This window comes from Bradyrhizobium sp. NBAIM01, from assembly GCF_020194115.1.
GTDB classification, from domain to species: Bacteria; Pseudomonadota; Alphaproteobacteria; order Rhizobiales; family Xanthobacteraceae; genus Bradyrhizobium; species Bradyrhizobium yuanmingense.
Genome location: NZ_JADYVU010000001.1, coordinates 1385741 through 1401911, shown reverse-complemented (window position 1 = coordinate 1401911; position 16171 = coordinate 1385741). Strand labels below are relative to the sequence as shown.

Sequence of the window (16171 nt, the reverse complement as noted above, 5' to 3'; positions counted from 1 at the left end):
ACGTGCAGTATTTCATCCAAGCGCGCGGCATCGAAACGTAAGCGAGCTCTCAGCGATCGAGGAGGATAAATCAGGCGCTCCAAGGAAGTAAGGTTGGAAATAGCAGTTCCGTGAAAGCCACCGGCGGAGATCCATCCGCGCACGCTCTTTCGGTACGCGCTGAGCTCTACGACCCCAGAAGTTCGCCCGCATCGCCCCATGCTCCTTTTCGCTTGTAGGATCGCCGGCGTCCGTTTCATCGTACAATCCGAGTCGAGCCCTATCGCTGTAGAGCTTACAGAAAGGGAGACGGCTGTTAGCTCGTTACCAGTGTAGGGTCCCAGAAATGAACACGCCGGCTCCGAACGGCTTCGCGGTGCGAGCGTGCAAAACGAACAGCAGCGGCGCGAATGATGCAACCGGTCGAGGGAGAAGGACGTTTGGCGGAATAGCAAAACCAGCTCCGCTCTCGAAGTTCGAGTCCTCGAGCTTGATCCGAGCACTTACGTTGAATGCCCTCCGGTCCCCTGGGTGGCGCCTCAGCAAACCACCTTGGAAGTACGATTGTATGCATCGCTCGCGGAACTCCACTGGTGCCACGACAAGCGAGACGATTGCCAGATGATAGAGAAGCTCCCAGCTGTTTGGCCGCCGTCACCTGGAACAGCGCGCAACGACCGAGCAGTCGGGCCGGAGGATTGTCCATGATGGGAATAATCAGCTTGCGTAGTCCGGGCTGATCCGATTGAGCCGGCGCTTGAGTGCTGCCCAGGGGCGCACGCTTCTGTTATATCCGTGTTCGTGGAACTGCGATGCCGCGTGAGCGGCGACACCTTCGGAGGGTAGGACGATTTGTTGACCGCCCTGTGTAGCCGCGATCTGAATGCGGCAAGATTGCTCCAAGAGGTACATGTTTAGGAACGCCTCGGAGACGGTCCGCCCGATCGTGAGCAAGCCGTGGTGCTTGAGGATCATTACATCCTTCTTTCCGAGATCGCGGACAAGGCGATCGCGCTCGCTAAGATCCAGCGCAACGCCCTCATATTCGTGATAGGCGACCCCGCCGAAAAAGCACATTGATTTCTGGTTCAATGGTAGCAGCCCTTGTCCCTGTGCTGCCACGGCCATGCCGGCGAGCGTGTGTGTGTGAATGACACAGTGAGCGTCATCACGATTCATATGCACGGCCGAATGAATCGTGAAACCGGCGTTGTTAATCTTGGACTCGTCCTCCCTCTCGATCGCATGCCCTTCCGGATCGACGGCGACCAGGCTCGAAGCCGTGATCTCATCAAACATTAGGCCGTAGGGATTAAGCAAGAAGCGAGGTTCTGCGCCCGGCAAGCGCGCCGACAGATGAGTCGAAATCAAATCGTCCATGCCGAAATGGGAAATCAGTCGGTAGGCCGCAGCCAGATCACAGCGGATCTCCCATTCCTGGGGCGTGAAATTGTGCATGTTCATCTCCTTTTGAAATAAGCCCGTCACTGTACAAGGGGTGTTTCCTGGCAGGATGCGGCCTCCGACTCAGAACTCGCAACTTGCCTGTTTCTGCCTTTGACAAGGGACCTCAGCTGGAAAGTCCGACTGCTATGCGCCTGGCGGCAACGAAGGCGCCGGAGCCGCGATCACTAGCGCCGCGCGCTCGAACAGATGATTGTGAGCTCAGAACGGTTCGAGCGCGAGCCCACCAGGCAAATTCCGCCTTGATCGGACCATTACAGAAGTGCCGCAGCACGTTTCAGCCATCGTTGAAAACCTAGCCCCCTTCAATGTCGCCGATCACCATCGTTCGCTTCTGACGCCCCGAGTTTGCCAGGGGCTAGCCATAGGCGGAGCGGCACTGGTGACATCGACATGTTTACTGATGCCGCAATCGCCACTGACGTCGGCTTGAGAACCCACACGCCGAACTGATCCGCAACCGCTCCTGCTTCGCCTACTCGTCAGCGCGTCGACAGCTAAGGTGCCACGTGCCGCATCGCCGCGACCGGCCTCATGTGCCTGCGCGCTGAGCCGTCGCGATCGTTGCGTCGTCACAGCTTAGGGCGGCTTCAGGCGGGATTCCCCGAATATCCTTACTGGTGTAGCCGAAAATCTGCACACCCCTACGAAGACTTGCAGTTTTTAAGATCAAGCTCTTTTTGCAGGCGAAGGGGCGATTTCATCGGGCGACGAATGTGGCAACGTCGCAGGTTCATTTGAGAACCTCGACGGCCGATAGCTCAATCTGACCAGCGCATCTTGCACGATACCGGCCAGAACGATCGGGTTGGCAGTGGGGACACAAGACTTTCCTACACGCTCTTGCGCCATCAGCGGGGAGGCTCAAAGCCACAGACATAAGACGCGGGTTTGCGAAACGCAGGACGCGCCTCGGCACTTGACGTGTTGTCGATGGATCGAGCGTGCGACGCGATTCGAACTCGAAAAAATGCGCGTTTCGCGAAAATGAAGCGGAATTTCGGCGGCAAATGGCCGCACATCGGCGATCCTCAGCTCGGAGGAATCGTATCATCGAAAAATAAGCATAGCGGAACCCGCCGGCCGGTCAGGCACCGTGGATTGATTGGCCTTATACGAAGCTCCCGTTGGGGTTGTCTAGAGCAATCCTAGCGGTTTTGAGGACTCGCGCTGAAGGGATGAAACGGATGTTGCGCGCTGCTTGGCCTGAACTGACAGGCAATCTTGCGTCCACGCGGCAAAGTGCTGTCGTCTTCCTTGATGGTGTCGATCAGGAAAGCGACATTGCAAGCCGGAGAAACTGTGCTGCAAAATGGACAAGTATAGGAGACGCTCATTGCCTCTTCGCCAATCTTAGCGTCCAAAGAGGTACTCATGATGAAGCTGCCCATGCCTGGCTTTGCGCGCTGACCGCATTTGAAGTTGCCAGGCGGCTATCCGATGAAGACGACCCGCAAAGGGTGGACGTTGTGGCCAAGCTGGAGGCCAGCCTGGAGGGCTTCGGATCCTTAGATCAGAGGGTGGAGCGTGTCGAAATCACACTCTATGATCAAGGCGAGTTGTCTGCCTATTACGTGCCCGCCGGTACTTCCACTTCGTGCGTACCCGCAGTTGTTTGCATCAGCCGGGAAGAAGAAACGGCAGGGATCCTGCTTGGTAGACTCTTGCCGCTTATAACTGGTCGGAACATGGCGGTTCTCGTCGTCTCTTACGATGACGTCTCAAGTCATTGGCTTGGACCGTCAGAAATATTGCTTTCTTGTTGCTTGGATCATTTGTCGGGTCTGCCGCAGATTGATGCGTCTCGAATGGCAATCTACGGAGAAGGCCTTTCAGCCGCGCTTGCGACCAATTTTGCTGCGACTGACCGCCGCGTGTCTGCGGCGATTTGCGACGGGGGGCTTTGGAGCTGGACCCGGACCAGGTCATCTATTGAGTGGATGACTAGGACTGCTGAGGCTCCGGACGCGGGGCTGTCCACGACGCAACGATCGCGTTTGGCGAGGAAGTTAAGATGTCCCATTCTCGTCGTTGCTGGCGAGCGCAGTATTTTCAACGCGTCTGAGGCAATCAAATTGGAGGCTGATTGCGCCTGGGCGAGCATTGACCTCGAATTGTTAATGCCACGGACCCCAGAGGGGGCATTCGAGAACTTCATAGCATGCGATGAGGCCGTCTTCGAATGGCTCAAGCGCAAGCTCGATCGCGCTCCAACTTCATAGCAGCCCGAGGCTTAATTTCTGAGATGCCAATCTGCTGTTCCTGGCAATCGCGTTTAGCCGCTTATTGAGATACGCAAGCGACTCCTCATCCAAGCCATTTAGAATCGTCGAATTGACGGCTTGTCTCTTGTCCGACAGCTTAGCAATTTCCGTCCGCACCTTTGGGGTCAACGAGATCTGCAAGAATCTTGCATCATCAGGCGACGTTGCGCGGATTAGAAATTCCAGCTGTTCAAGTTTCTTCGTCTGAGTCGTGATGAATGCGGGGTGAAACCCCAATTTGTTGGCGACTGCAACGCCGGAAACACCGCTGCCATCGTCGAGTTCATCGATCGCCATCAGCATCAGCCATTGAGGTTCGCTTATACCGATTAATTCAGCCCAACTCTTATCGATCTCTTCCAGTTGAGTGCGAATTTCGACGATGTTCCAGATCAGGTCCCTTACAGCCCTGTCAAATTGCTGTTGCGTGGCCATTTTCATTCTTTGTGCCAGTTCTGATTGTCCGCGGCGGCGAGCGTCAGCGGAGTCCGCGGCATCCTATCCAATCTCGGGAAGTCTGAAATAGCCCACTCAGGGCATGCCTGCCATCTAATTTATCAATTGACTAGTATAATTGATTTATGATATCGATATCGCGATCGTTGAGACTCGCAAGAGGTCTTCTCAATGAAAATCTCCAAGAAAGCCCTCGGGATGCCCCCCGAGGGCTTTGTTTTTGCGATGAATCTGGCCTTTGCCGCGTTGAATGATGCGCATGTTGCCGATCGGCAACGGTGTGGCGCAAAGATGTGATTTTTAAAATTAATTGATTGTAGCAATTGATGATCGAAAGTATGTCTCGTCAGGACAGCGAGGGGATCCTCGAAGTCGTTCCGTCAAGCGGTCCGCCTGGGGTGGAGCTGGTAGCGGATCTTTGAAGGACGGAAACGCGGTTTCCAACTTGGAGGTTCATCGATGAAGGTCATGAAGAGTATTATTCTTGGATCTGCGGCAATGTTCGTGGGGGCTGGGGCGCAGGCCGCCGATCTGCCGGTCAAGGCCAAGGCGATCGAGTACGTGAAGATCTGCTCGCTGTATGGTGCTGGATTCTACTACATCCCAGGCACTGAGACGTGCATCAAGCTCGGCGGGTATCTGCGCGTGGATACCATGCTGGCGACCAATGCTGACTTCGACGCTGCCGTTGGTGGTGTGGCTGGCGCACACAACCGGCTCAGCAACTACTACACGGCGCGGGCTCGCCAAGATCTGCAGATTGATACCCGCACGGCCACCGAGTATGGTGTCGTTCGCACCTTCGCTGAACTGACGTTCACGTGGACAAGCGGCACCTACTCTGGCGCCGGCACGTCCGCTGTCAATGGGGCGACAAGCTATACCAGCTCGCTCGGTTCCCAGATTGCTACAGGTGGAGTCGGTCTCTACTACGCATTCATTCAGTTCGCCGGGTTCACGTTCGGTAAGGCGGAGTCCCAGTTTAGGACCCCCTGGGCCGAATATCCGGCGAACAATTTCGAACTGCCGGGAAGCGCCGGTTGGGATCCTGTCAACCAGATCACGTACACGGCAGACTTCGGCCAGGGCATTACGGCGTCCTTCTCGGCCCAGGATCAGGTTCAGGCTTACACGACTAACATCTGGAACGTCACCGGTGCGACAGCCGCGGGTCTTGCAGTGGGGGCCTACGGTGCTAACGACATTGGCGGGACCCGAGCTCCTGACCTCGTTGCGAGGGTTCGTGTTGATCAAGCCTGGGGCCTTTTCCAAGCTTCTGTCGCCGCCCACGACAACCATGCTGCCTACTACGGGGCGTCCGAGCCCACGGGTCATCCCAACGACAAGTGGGGTTGGGCTGGACAGCTCGCGTTGTCAATCAAGAACCTCCCGACCGGCCCGGGTGACACAATCAACCTGACGGGCGTGTATACGCATGGCGCGAGCAGCTACAACTTCCATGACTACATGTCGCGGTCATATGCGATGTATGGCGGCACCGGATTGCCGGGTGCTTACCAGAGCTTGGGTATCGCGGGGGTTTCGGATTCGGTGTTTGTCGCTGGCGCTGGTCAGGAGCTGACCACGACCTATGGTTTTAATGGCGGATACACCCATAATTGGGACCCGTATTGGAATAGTTCGATCTTCGGAGCGTGGGCGGCTGTGAGGTATAACAACACGGCTAAGGGCTACATCTGTGGCGCGATGGTCACCACTCTCGCCCTATCGAGCGGCGCGGCCGGGTGTAATCCAGATTTCAACTATGCGGTGGTCGGCACAAAGACGTCATGGACCCCCGTCAAGGGCCTGACCTTTACCGGTGAGCTTGCGTATATGATGCTCGACCAGAAGCATGCGAGCGGAAGCACGGTGACCCTTCCGCTTCAGTCGGGCGTCGCAAAGCCGGCTGCCGTGTATGAGCTGAAGGACCAGAACAGCTTGGTGCTGCTGCTCCGCGCTCAGCGCAATTTCTAGATCGTCGCTGTATAGGAAAGGAGCAAACAACAGGCTCTTGAGTTAACCTCCAAGAAGGCCTCCGGCATGCCCGCCGGAGGCCTTTCTCGTTAGAAGCAGGCCGTGGAACGTTCTGTTTGATTACAGCCATGAAGAGCGATCCAATAGGTGTGAGGATGATGCAGTATCCAGTTTACCCGGTAAAACGACAGAGCGTGCGTACACGATTCGATGCGGTAAGGCTTGGCGTGAGCAGAAAGAAATTCGGTTGCTCTTGCGAGCCATTGTAGCCGCGGATGTCGCTCAACCGCTGCTCGCTAGCGTGGACCATGTGCCCCGGACCGTCTCTCCGGAAATCCCGGCGTACCAGCCGCATAATTTCCATACCTTGGTCTTGTTTTTCGCAGCTATTCGGCCTCACGCCCGTCTATATTCTCCGCTCGCGAGCAGACAAAATAAGTTGTGAGGAGCGGCGATGCATGCGCGGGCTGTCACGCGGCGGACTCTAGACGGCAACTTGGCCTCTTTGCTAAATCCCGGCTAGATCCAGATGGAAATGGTCAGCGGGTAGGCTTCCTACATCTCGTCCGAAGAGTTGCGCGCGAGGGCGCATCGAGCGAAACGCAGAACTGACGCCGGCCACCATAGCGGCGTTTTTCCGGATTACAGTGGTGTGAGGATCCGCTGGTAAGTGTTTCACGTCGAGCTCGATTCCGATAACCGATCCATCATAACGCGCCAAAAAATCCAATTCTCTTATCCGGCCGCCAGCTTTGCTACACGCACAATTCACGCGCCCCGAATCAATGAAATCAGGTGATGTTTGAGTTCCTCCGACGACGCCAACGCAGCTGCTTCTCTTCTCAAGTCGGATCTGCAGGAAGTAGCCGCATGACAGAACATTGTTATTGGCGTTTCTCGCGGGCCTTGCATCGCGCCATCAACGATCAATCTTTTGCGGAAATAGAGGGGCTGCTTGACGAAAATGTCGAGTGGGCGCTCTATGGGCCCGTTGACATGTTTCCGTTTCTCGGCAGCCGGCACGGCAAACATACCGTGCTGGAAGTCATCCGTCATGTCGCCGGCACTATCCAGGTGCGGCGTTTCGACCGCGAGACGACTATACTCGGGTTGAATTCTGCGGCCTCCATTTTGCGATGTTCGCTGCTAACGCGTGCTTCCAAAAAACCAATTGCGTTGCGCCTTGCCCAGTTCGCCCAGTTCGAGGCGGGCCGGCTCATCAATATGCGTGCGCTCATCGACACGTTTGACCTCGTTGAGCAGGCCCTCGGCCGCTCAATTCATCTGCCGAACATCGGTAGCTGCGTGGCGGAAACGCGTTAGACAGGATTTCTCCGTACACCAACTCTCCGGACGGCAAAGCCGGTTCACGCGGCTTTGCTGTCAGTGACCAGCTATCTTGCGCGGCTGGGTCGGATGTTGGGTACGGTGATCCGGCTTCGTGCAGCTATTTTAGGGTCGGCTATTGGTCATTCGAGCCAATCCAAAGCAGAACGATCTTCAATGATGTCGTAAGCTTCAGAATTGAATCGGGCCGCAGCTACAGTGTTAGACCGCCATCTATGACGATGGTCTGTCCTGTGATCATGGGCGCTGCAAAGCCTAGATAGACGATGGTTTCGGCAATATCCTCGGGAATGCATCTGCGCCGCAGGGGAGTTCGCTCAATAGAACTTTGCCGTTGCGCTTCGGTCCATTCGATCTGCCAGGTGCTGTCAACCGCGCCCGGAGCCACCGCGTTGATCCGGATCTCCGGAGCGAGACCCTGCGCAAGATGACGCGTGATCGCAATGATACCGGCCTTGCTTGCCGCATAGGCCAAACTGGATCCTCTCGAGGTCAATGCTGACACTGACGCCAAGCTTACGATAGCACCTCTGGAATGTCGCAACGATGGTGCAGCCGCGCGCGTGCATCGGAAAAGCCCGATGAGGTTCGTGTCCAACACCGTCGACCACAGCTCGTCAGTAATGAGGTCGAGATCAGAAGACGAAATGGATTTGCGTGCTCCCGGCGTGCCAGCATTGTTAACGAGAAGGTCGAGACCGCCCATCTTGTTGACGGCGGCGTTTACCAGCTCTGCTTCCTTTCCATCACCGATCGCGCCCGGTACGCCGAAGACATCGTAACCGTCCGCGCGAAGCTGTTTTACTTCTTCAGGCCCCCTTGGATCATCGGGAAGGTGGTTCAACACAACACTGCACCCCGACTCTGCCAACCGCTTCAAAGTCGCCAAGCCGATGCCTGAGGCGGCACCGGTGACGAGCGCTCTTTTTCCCGACAGGTCGTAGCGGATCATGGTCTCTCCTTTGGTTTCTCTCATAAGCGAGCCGCGCGGGCGCAGCTCAGCGCCCCCACGGGCACCGCCCCCGAATTGACAGACTTTTTATATCATATAAAAAGCTCGTGCAAAGCGAGATGATGCGCGACGGCCGGTCGTCAGGAAAGGCTAAATGCCGGCCTGAGCCTATGTTTTAGCGCTAAACCGACAGAGAGATAGGACACTATGAGCAATTTTAAGTTGTCTATGGCTGAGCCGGCCCGCCGCATGACCGGAGGTCGCTTCATTGCCGAGACCATCAAGGCGAAGGGTATCTCGCACGTCTTCTTCATGGATGCCGTTCTGCGACGCGCGCTCACCGAGATGGAAGACCTTGGAATCAAGCGAATTCTCGGGCACTCCGAGAAGGGAATCGCATACATGGCGGACGGCTATGCGCGTGCATTGCGACGGCCTGCCGTTTGCATGGCGCAATCGGTGGGAGCCGCCAATCTTGCCGCGGCCCTCCAGGAATCCTGGTTTGCCTACGCACCGGTCGTCGCGTTGACGGGGCGCCACGCGGCCAACTACCAGTATCGAAACGCGTACCAGGAGCTTCCGCACGAGCCGCTTTACGCCTCGGTCACGAAGTTTAGAGGTCGAGTCGATGAGGTAGCGCAGTTGCCCCATCTCCTTCGTCAAGCATTCAGAGAGGCGACCACCGGTACCTCCCGCCCTGTCCATCTCGACATCACCGGCTATACGGGCGACATCGTTGGTGCTGCCGAATTCACAGCTAGCATCTTTCCCGAAGAGACCTACGCAAAGGTACCAGCTTTCCGTCCTTCTCCGGACGCCGAATCGGTCAGCCGTGCCGCGGCCGCAATCGCTGCTTCAGAGCGCCCTGTGATCCTTGCAGGCGCCGGCTTGATGATGTCAGGCGCCGAGGGCGCCCTGAAGGCATTCGTCGAACATCACCAGATTCCAGTTGTGATGTCGCTTGACGCAAAACACGCTCTTCCGGAGTTTCACCCGCAAAATGGGGGGGTGGCCGGGACCTACTCGCGCAGCTGTGCAAACAAGATCCTGAACGATGCGGATCTTGTCATGTTCGTCGGCAGCGACACCGGGGACATGATTACGAACCACTGGAAGCTGCCAAGGCCCGAAACGCAGATTGTACAGATCGACATCGATCCGGCGGAGCTTGGTCGCAACTTCCCCGAAGCCATTGGTGTACACGGCGACCCGAAAGCGGCTCTCGATCGTCTTGGCTCGGAACTGCCATCCCGTTCGAGACCCGGTTGGCAGCGGAAGGTTGCTGATTATGTCGTCGAATGGCGGGCGGAAGCTGAGATCGCGCGATCCTCTGAGGCGACACCGATCAGGCCGGAGCGTCTGTGCCGGGAGATCTCGGACTGGCTTCCGAAGAACGCAATGCTGGTGGCCGATACCGGATACGCATCGCATTGGAGCGGGACGCTCGTCTATCTGACCGACCCGGCTCAAGGCTACCTGCGAGCCGCAGGGTCGTTGGGCTGGGCTTTTCCTGCATCGCTCGGCGTTCAATGCGCGATGCCGGATCGTCCCATCGTCTGCTTAACCGGAGATGGTGGTTTTATGTATCATCTGCCCGAGCTGGAAACGGCCAGGCGGTATGGCCTCAACGTGATCACGATCGTGAACAACAATCATTGCCTTGGACAGGGCAGAAGAAACATCGACATGGCCTACGAAGGAAGGAAGGGCAATAAGGAGGAGATCTTTGCCTACCGAGATACGGATTTTGCGCAAATCGCGCGCGATTTTGACTGCTTCGGTGTGCGCGTCGAGAAGCCAAGTGACTTGGCTAAGGCATTCGACGATGCGCGCCGGTCCGGTAAGCCCGCAGTCATCGACGTGGTGACGGAGTTTGAGGCGCTTGCTCCATTGCCGTGGAGCGCGCCGTCCGGAAGCTAGGCCGGTACTCCTGGCCCCAGACATAGCCTAAAAGGGGCCCACGCGGCCCCTTTTGCCTATTGTGGCTCTCCACTGTCATGGTACACGGAATTGCTATGAGGAGCAGGTCTATTAGAAGTCGCGCGGGTAGAGACGGGAACGAACAGACAATGAGGAAGGTAGCCTCTCGAGACGCAGAGCCCCTTGCTTCCTCATCCACGCTGCCGATGCCCACCGAACTTGATTGGCTGCACGTCGGGCGCGACAACTTACACGCGCGAACATATTTGATGCTTCGCAAAGCTCTTATGGCTGGTCGGTTTCGGCCGGGGCAGCGGCTGCTTCTGAAGCCGTTGGCCGAAGAGCTTGGAGTTAGTGTAACTCCTGTGAGGGAGGCGCTTTTGCGCCTCGCCTCCGAGCGCGGACTTGTTCCGCATCAGTCGCGCACGATGATGGTTCCAGTCTTGAGCGTGGCCCGGTTCAGGGAAATTCGCGACATTCGAATTGAGTTGGAGGGGCGTGCGGCAGAAGCTGCGGGTAAGAACGTCACATCGAGTGACATCTTCGCGCTGGAGAAAATGCAGGAGCAGCTGATGGTCGCAAGACGGCAGCGCGACGTGCAGACGGTCCTCGCCTTCAACGAAGAATTTCATTTCAGAATCTACAGATCGTCAGACTTGCCTGTGGTCTGCGGACTGATCGAAAACCTGTGGGTTCAGATCGGCCCGCTTCTGACGCTGAATGATTTCAGTGCATCCGCAACAGCGAGGGATCATCCACACCGATCGATCCTGGCCAGCCTGGCGGCAGGTGATGGTGCAGGCGCACGGCTAGCTCTGGCAAACGATATCATGTGGGCAAGCAGATATCTTGAGAAAGCTGTCGTCAGGCTCAACGAGCCGGTTGAAGACAAAAAAAAGCGAAATTCGATTGCATCCGTCGGCGCGAACTGACGACCAGCTCGATCAACTGACCGCCGTTTGACGGCACTTTGGCAAGGTGCGCGCGCATCAAACCGATCGAGCTGGATCTCGTAGGTGAGATGGTCATCTCAGGTGCCGTCACAGCAAATCTGCTGTCGCGCGTATTTGCCCGGTCCAAGAGACACTGGATAACCGTTCTGGGCTCTCTTCGGTCAGCGTTACAGGGGCCTGCTTCTCCGCTGTGTTCGCGCGACAACGCTGCACTTTGTGTTCTCTAACGAAAGGGATTATCCCATCGTCGGCATCACGAATTCGGCTCCCGCTCGAATACCCGTTGGCCATCTCGTCGTGATTGTCTTCAACTTGGTATAGAATCGAATGCCTTCCGGGCCATGCATGTGATGGTCGCCGAACAGAGATGCCTTCCAGCCGCCGAACGAATGAAATGCCATCGGAACCGGAATCGGCACATTGATGCCGACCATGCCGACCTGAATCTGATGAGCGAATTCCCGGGCCGCATCGCCGTCCCTGGTGAAGATCGCTGTGCCATTGCCAAATTCGTGTTGGTTGATCATGTCCGCTGCATCATCATAGGAGTTTGCGCGAGCGACCGCTAGAACCGGACCGAAGATCTCGTCTCGATAGATTTTCATCTTCGTCGTGACGCGGTCGAACAGCGTGCCCCCGATGAAATAGCCGTCTTCATAGCCCTGACGCTTAAAGTCGCGACCGTCGACCACGAGCTCCGCTCCCTCGGCAACACCCGCATCGATGTAGGCGCGAACTTTCTCGAGATGCTGCTTCGTCACCAAGGGCCCCATCTCGGCATCGGGATCGGTGCCGGGCCCGATGTTCAACGCCCGCACCTTCGGGGCGAGCTTTTGGATCAGGCGCTGGGCAGTCGTCTCGCCGATCGGGACAGCGACCGAGATGGCCATGCAACGCTCGCCGGCCGAGCCATAAGCGGCCCCCATTAGCGCATCGACCGCCTGATCCAGGTCGGCGTCCGGCATGACAATCATATGGTTCTTGGCACCGCCGAGCGCCTGGCACCGCTTGCCGTGCCGGGTCGCGGTCTCGTAAATGTAGCGGGCGATTGGCGTCGAACCCACGAAACTCACGGCTGCAACATCAGGATGGGTAAGAAGCGCGTCAACCGCTTCCTTGTCGCCCTGCACGACGTTGAAGACGCCACGAGGCAGGCCTGCTTCCTCGAGCCATTTCGCCAGGATAAGCGAAACGGACGGATCGCGCTCGGATGGTTTGAGAATGAAGGCGTTGCCGCAGACGAGCGCGACGGGAAACATCCACATTGGGACCATGGCCGGAAAGTTGAAGGGCGTGATGCCGGCCACAACACCCAAGGGCTGCCGCAGCGAATGGCTGTCAACCCGCGAACCGACGTTCTCGGTAATTTCGCCCTTCAAGAGCTGCGGTGCGCCCGTGGCGAACTCCACTACTTCCATTCCGCGCTGAACTTCACCCCTGGCATCTGAAACCACCTTGCCATGTTCGGCTGTGATGGCGTGGGCGAGTTCGTCAGTACGCTCTTCCAAAATGCGCAGGAATCGGTTGAGAATCCTCGCTCGCCGGAGGGGCGGCGTAGCGGCCCAGGCCGGGAAGGCGGCACGCGCCGCACCCACAGCAGTTCTCACGTCATCTGCCGAAGCCAACCCGAGCGTCCCGGAGTGTTGGCCAGTTGCAGGATTGAAAACCGGCGAAGTCCTGCCGCTCCGTCCTTGCACCAGTTCGCCATTGATGAAGTTCCGAATGGTTTGGGACACGGCAGTGCTCCTCTGTAAACCGCTTGATCGCGTTTGATAATGGATGCATAGATTTGCGCATCAACGACCAAATTCGCGACTCCGTTGTGCAGAAAGTGTAGTCGATGGATTGGGAAAGCGTTCGGATCTTTCTTGAAGTCGCGCGTGCCGGGCAATTCTTGAAAGCGGCAAAGCATTTGCGGCTGAATCATGCGACGGTTGCTCGCCAGGTCACGGCGTTGGAAAGGAGTCTCAAGGTTAAGCTGCTTGAACGCCATACTTCTGGCTGCGTGTTGACAGCGGAGGGAGACGCCCTCGTGGTGGCGGCGGAACGGGCCGAAAGCGAGTTGCTCAAGGTGGGCGCCAGTGTCGGAGGCGCCGCTGAAGCGATCACTGGCACTGTGCGCGTTGGGGCGCCGGACGGACTAGGCAACTACTTTCTGGCAGATCAGCTGGGGGCACTCGCGGCCCGACATCCCGGTCTGATCATTCAGCTCGTGCCGCTTCCACGCACCTTTTCATTGTCCCGCCGAGAAGCTGACATTGCAATAACTCTCGATCGGCCGAAGCAGGGGCGATTGATCCTGTCGAAATTGACCGATTACACGCTCAGCGTTTATGCCGCTAAGAGCTATCTCGCGCGCGAAGGCCAAATCGAGAAACAGTCCGATCTGACGGGCCGGTTGTTCGTCACGCATGTTGAGGATTTCGCTTACAGCAGGGCGCTGGACTACGCCTCAGCACTCGGTCGGCTGATGTCGCGCCGTTACGAGTGTGGCAGCGTGGTTGCTCAAATGGAAGCGGTGAGAAGCGGCCATGGCGTTGGCATCCTGCACGACTATGCTGCCCGCCGCTATCCGGAGCTTCAGCGTCTGCTCCCTGATGTCGGGTTCGTTCGAAGCTACTGGCTCACCTCGCATCCCGATACCCACGACGTGCGGCGGATTCAAGAAGTTCATCGCTTCATAGTGGCTTCTGTAAAATCGTATCGCCCCAGCTTTGATGCGCACTAACCGGTTGCGTCAGCCTTGGTAGCTCCACCTGGTCTACAATCCTCTCGCGCCGAAGTTCATACTTAGCCGGAGGAAGTTTTTGAGGATTTCCTCCCCCTGTTGGGTCAGAATAGATTCGGGGTGAAACTGTATGCCATAGGTTGGATGGTCGCGATGGGTAAGCGCCATGATCTCGCCTTCCTCGGAGCGCGCCGGCACGACGAGCTTTGGCGCGCAAGAATCGTCCAGATCGACAATCAGCGAGTGGTACCGGCCGACGTTAAGTGGAGAAGGGAGTCCATCGAACAGTCCTTGACCGTCATGCGCCAGAGATGAGGACCGGCCGTGCATTGGCCGACTTGCACGTCTCACATTTCCGCCGAAAGCACTCCCGATGCATTGATGTCCGAGGCAGATCCCGAGAATTGGAACGACGCCGGAGAGCTCGCGGACAACGGCAGTTGATATCCCGGCCTCCATAGGTGTGCATGGTCCTGGCGATATCACCACGGCGCCTGGCGTGAGGCGAGCGAGATCGCCGACACCAATAGCGTCATTCCGGATCACCTCGGTGGCTTCGCCAAGCTTCTGGAAGTAACGAGCAATGTTGAAAACAAACGAATCATAGTTATCGATAATGACAATCATGAAGCACCATGATTGTTATCGTCAAATGCATCGAAGACGCGCTGTGCTTTCGCGATCGTCTCGTCATATTCGGCCTCGGGATCTGATAGCGCCGTTATGCCGCTTCCTGCGTGGAACACAGCCATGTCGTCCCGGATCGTGACGGTGCGGATTGCGATATTCGTATCCATGTGCCCGTCAAAACCAATAAAGCCAATCGACCCGCAATAGATTTCCCGCGCGACATGCTCGATCTCACAGATGACTTCCATCGATCGCACCTTGGGCGCCCCTGTAATGGATCCCCCGGGAAAGCACGCCTTGAGGAGCGTTATGGCATGTTGTCCCTGCGCAAGCTCGGCGGTAACGACCGACACGAGATGGTGTACTGAGGCGTAAGACTCCAGACCGCACAGCACTGGAACCGCCACCGAATCCGCGGTGCAGACGCGCGACAGGTCGTTGCGCAAGAGGTCGACGATCATGATGTTTTCGGCGCGGTCCTTTTCGGAGTTCCGAAGGAGCTCGGCCCGGCGTTGGTCTTCCTTGGCATCGCCGGAGCGCGCGATCGTGCCTTTGATCGGCCGCGTCTCGACCGTCCGCCCATCGAGCTTGAGAAAACGTTCCGGTGAGCTCGATGCAATGGTGAGCTTGCCGTAGCGCAAGAGTGCTGCAAAAGGAGCAGGGTTCATTGACCGGAGGCGACCGTAGAAGGCGAGTGGATCGAACGAGCCCGACAGGCGAGCCGTGAAGCGCTGCGCAATATTGGCCTGGAAGAGGTCGCCTGCCAGAATCAATTCGATCACCCGCTCGACTGCGGCGATATAGTCTCCGCGCGAAAAATTGGATTCCCATGCGACTACTGGTTCGGCGACGGGCGGCAGCTTTGGAGTTCGGGCGGCAAGCAGCGCTGCTAGCTCATCGGCTCTGGCGTGCGCTCGCTCGGCGCGAGCTGCGGGATCCTGCTCGGGCCAGCCCGTCGACACGATGAAGCATCTCTGAGACCTTTGATCGAAGCTGACGATCACATCATAAAAATGCAAGATCGCTTCAGGGAAGCGCTGTCCCGAAGTAGCCGGCGGGGCCAAGCGCTCCAGAGTTCTGTTCAAATCATAACCAAAGAATCCGGCCGCGCCACCTTGAAACGGCGGGAGTTCAGGACGATGCTTCTGCGGGTATTCGGCCAGCAGACCACGCAGAACGTCCCAGGGATCGCCTTCGATAAGCTGGCCTTTCCAGCTCGCCTGAGCATTCGCGACAATAAACGTGCCGAACGGGTCGCAAGCCAGATACGAATAGCGCCCAAGCGCTTCGTGTCCAGCAGCGCTGTCGAGAAATGTCAGATTTGCCATGCCCGCGAGCCGTTGCATCGCGTGGATGGGCTCGATCCACTGGAATTCGCTAATATGCATCGGGAATCAGCAATGTCGGAGGCCGGCGCGCAGCGTAGCTCGATCGCGGCACCCAGGCAGACGCATTCGTCTTGTCGATCGTGTCCTCAGGGTCCGTACACTCGTCTCGAATA

General features: G+C 57.4%; 13 protein-coding genes. 7 read left to right on the top strand and 6 right to left on the bottom strand.

What is annotated here, in order from left to right:
- Positions 1-696 precede the first annotated feature (696 nt).
- Positions 697-1437, bottom strand: coding sequence for a class II aldolase/adducin family protein (locus I6F31_RS06115; protein WP_225185085.1), 741 nt, complete (start codon positions 1435-1437; stop codon positions 697-699).
- Between the two features lie 1193 nt (positions 1438-2630).
- Here I6F31_RS06115 and I6F31_RS06110 point away from each other — a divergent pair.
- On the top strand, positions 2631-3665 hold the full coding sequence (locus I6F31_RS06110; RefSeq protein WP_225185084.1) for an alpha/beta hydrolase: 1035 nt from the start codon (positions 2631-2633) through the stop codon (positions 3663-3665).
- On the opposite strand, the gene I6F31_RS06105 is transcribed toward I6F31_RS06110, so the two are convergent.
- Positions 3660-4142: a MarR family transcriptional regulator gene (locus I6F31_RS06105; RefSeq protein WP_225185083.1), complete on the bottom strand. Its 483-nt coding sequence runs from the start codon at positions 4140-4142 to the stop codon at positions 3660-3662. The two genes, I6F31_RS06110 and I6F31_RS06105, sit on opposite strands and share 6 nt — an antisense overlap.
- Before the next feature lie 192 nt (positions 4143-4334).
- Here I6F31_RS06105 and I6F31_RS36485 point away from each other — a divergent pair, with 192 nt between their 5' ends.
- The 3 genes from I6F31_RS36485 to I6F31_RS06095 all read left to right on the top strand — a co-directional run bounded on the left by I6F31_RS36485 (position 4335) and on the right by I6F31_RS06095 (position 7463).
- On the top strand, positions 4335-4460 hold the full coding sequence (locus tag I6F31_RS36485) for a hypothetical protein (RefSeq protein WP_276573192.1): 126 nt from the start codon (positions 4335-4337) through the stop codon (positions 4458-4460).
- Between the two features lie 162 nt (positions 4461-4622).
- Positions 4623-6140 (top strand): porin, encoded by a 1518-nt coding sequence (locus I6F31_RS06100; RefSeq protein WP_225185082.1) that lies wholly within the window; start codon positions 4623-4625, stop codon positions 6138-6140.
- An 870-nt stretch (positions 6141-7010) separates the two neighbouring features.
- Positions 7011-7463 carry a nuclear transport factor 2 family protein gene (locus I6F31_RS06095; protein WP_225185081.1) on the top strand — a complete coding sequence of 151 codons (453 nt, stop codon included), beginning with the start codon at positions 7011-7013 and terminating at the stop codon, positions 7461-7463.
- Between the two features lie 217 nt (positions 7464-7680).
- Here the strand turns inward: I6F31_RS06095 and I6F31_RS06090 are convergent, their stop codons facing one another.
- Positions 7681-8439: an SDR family oxidoreductase gene (locus tag I6F31_RS06090; protein ID WP_225185080.1), complete on the bottom strand. Its 759-nt coding sequence runs from the start codon at positions 8437-8439 to the stop codon at positions 7681-7683.
- 207 nt (positions 8440-8646) lie between these two features.
- Between I6F31_RS06090 and I6F31_RS06085 the strand changes: the two genes are divergently transcribed.
- Entirely contained in the window at positions 8647-10359 is a 1713-nt protein-coding gene (locus I6F31_RS06085) for a thiamine pyrophosphate-binding protein (RefSeq protein ID WP_225185079.1), read from the top strand.
- Between the two features lie 206 nt (positions 10360-10565).
- On the top strand, positions 10566-11291 hold the full coding sequence (locus I6F31_RS06080; protein ID WP_225185078.1) for a GntR family transcriptional regulator: 726 nt from the start codon (positions 10566-10568) through the stop codon (positions 11289-11291).
- 257 nt (positions 11292-11548) lie between these two features.
- Here the strand turns inward: I6F31_RS06080 and I6F31_RS06075 are convergent, their stop codons facing one another.
- Positions 11549-13048, bottom strand: coding sequence for a CoA-acylating methylmalonate-semialdehyde dehydrogenase (locus tag I6F31_RS06075; RefSeq protein ID WP_225185077.1), 1500 nt, complete (start codon positions 13046-13048; stop codon positions 11549-11551).
- 104 nt (positions 13049-13152) lie between these two features.
- Here I6F31_RS06075 and I6F31_RS06070 point away from each other — a divergent pair, with 104 nt between their 5' ends.
- Positions 13153-14040 (top strand): LysR family transcriptional regulator, encoded by an 888-nt coding sequence (locus I6F31_RS06070; RefSeq protein ID WP_225185076.1) that lies wholly within the window; start codon positions 13153-13155, stop codon positions 14038-14040.
- A 33-nt stretch (positions 14041-14073) separates the two neighbouring features.
- Here I6F31_RS06070 and I6F31_RS06065 read toward each other — a convergent pair whose 3' ends face one another.
- Together I6F31_RS06065 and pabB are read right to left on the bottom strand one after the other, a co-directional pair.
- Positions 14074-14667, bottom strand: coding sequence for an aminodeoxychorismate/anthranilate synthase component II (locus I6F31_RS06065; RefSeq protein ID WP_225185075.1), 594 nt, complete (start codon positions 14665-14667; stop codon positions 14074-14076).
- Complete coding sequence (pabB, locus tag I6F31_RS06060) at positions 14664-16058, bottom strand: aminodeoxychorismate synthase component I (RefSeq protein WP_225185074.1); 1395 nt, start codon at positions 16056-16058, stop codon at positions 14664-14666. Before pabB ends, I6F31_RS06065 begins: the two co-directional genes overlap by 4 nt.
- Between the last annotated feature and the right edge of the window lie 113 nt (positions 16059-16171).

Excerpts from the sequence above, each read along its gene's own strand:
- I6F31_RS06085 (WP_225185079.1), top strand. The coding sequence starts at position 8,647 with ATGAGCAATTTTAAGTTGTCTATGGCTGAGCCGGCCCGCCGCATGACC.
- I6F31_RS06115 (WP_225185085.1), bottom strand. The coding sequence starts at position 1,437 with ATGCACAATTTCACGCCCCAGGAATGGGAGATCCGCTGTGATCTGGCT.
- pabB (WP_225185074.1), bottom strand. The coding sequence starts at position 16,058 with ATGCATATTAGCGAATTCCAGTGGATCGAGCCCATCCACGCGATGCAA.
- I6F31_RS06090 (WP_225185080.1), bottom strand. The coding sequence starts at position 8,439 with ATGATCCGCTACGACCTGTCGGGAAAAAGAGCGCTCGTCACCGGTGCC.
- I6F31_RS06105 (WP_225185083.1), bottom strand. The coding sequence starts at position 4,142 with ATGGCCACGCAACAGCAATTTGACAGGGCTGTAAGGGACCTGATCTGG.
- I6F31_RS06095 (WP_225185081.1), top strand. The coding sequence starts at position 7,011 with ATGACAGAACATTGTTATTGGCGTTTCTCGCGGGCCTTGCATCGCGCC.
- I6F31_RS06080 (WP_225185078.1), top strand. The coding sequence starts at position 10,566 with ATGCCCACCGAACTTGATTGGCTGCACGTCGGGCGCGACAACTTACAC.
- I6F31_RS06110 (WP_225185084.1), top strand. The coding sequence starts at position 2,631 with ATGTTGCGCGCTGCTTGGCCTGAACTGACAGGCAATCTTGCGTCCACG.
- I6F31_RS06100 (WP_225185082.1), top strand. The coding sequence starts at position 4,623 with ATGAAGGTCATGAAGAGTATTATTCTTGGATCTGCGGCAATGTTCGTG.
- I6F31_RS06070 (WP_225185076.1), top strand. The coding sequence starts at position 13,153 with ATGGATTGGGAAAGCGTTCGGATCTTTCTTGAAGTCGCGCGTGCCGGG.
- I6F31_RS06065 (WP_225185075.1), bottom strand. The coding sequence starts at position 14,667 with ATGATTGTCATTATCGATAACTATGATTCGTTTGTTTTCAACATTGCT.
- I6F31_RS36485 (WP_276573192.1), top strand. The coding sequence starts at position 4,335 with ATGAAAATCTCCAAGAAAGCCCTCGGGATGCCCCCCGAGGGCTTTGTT.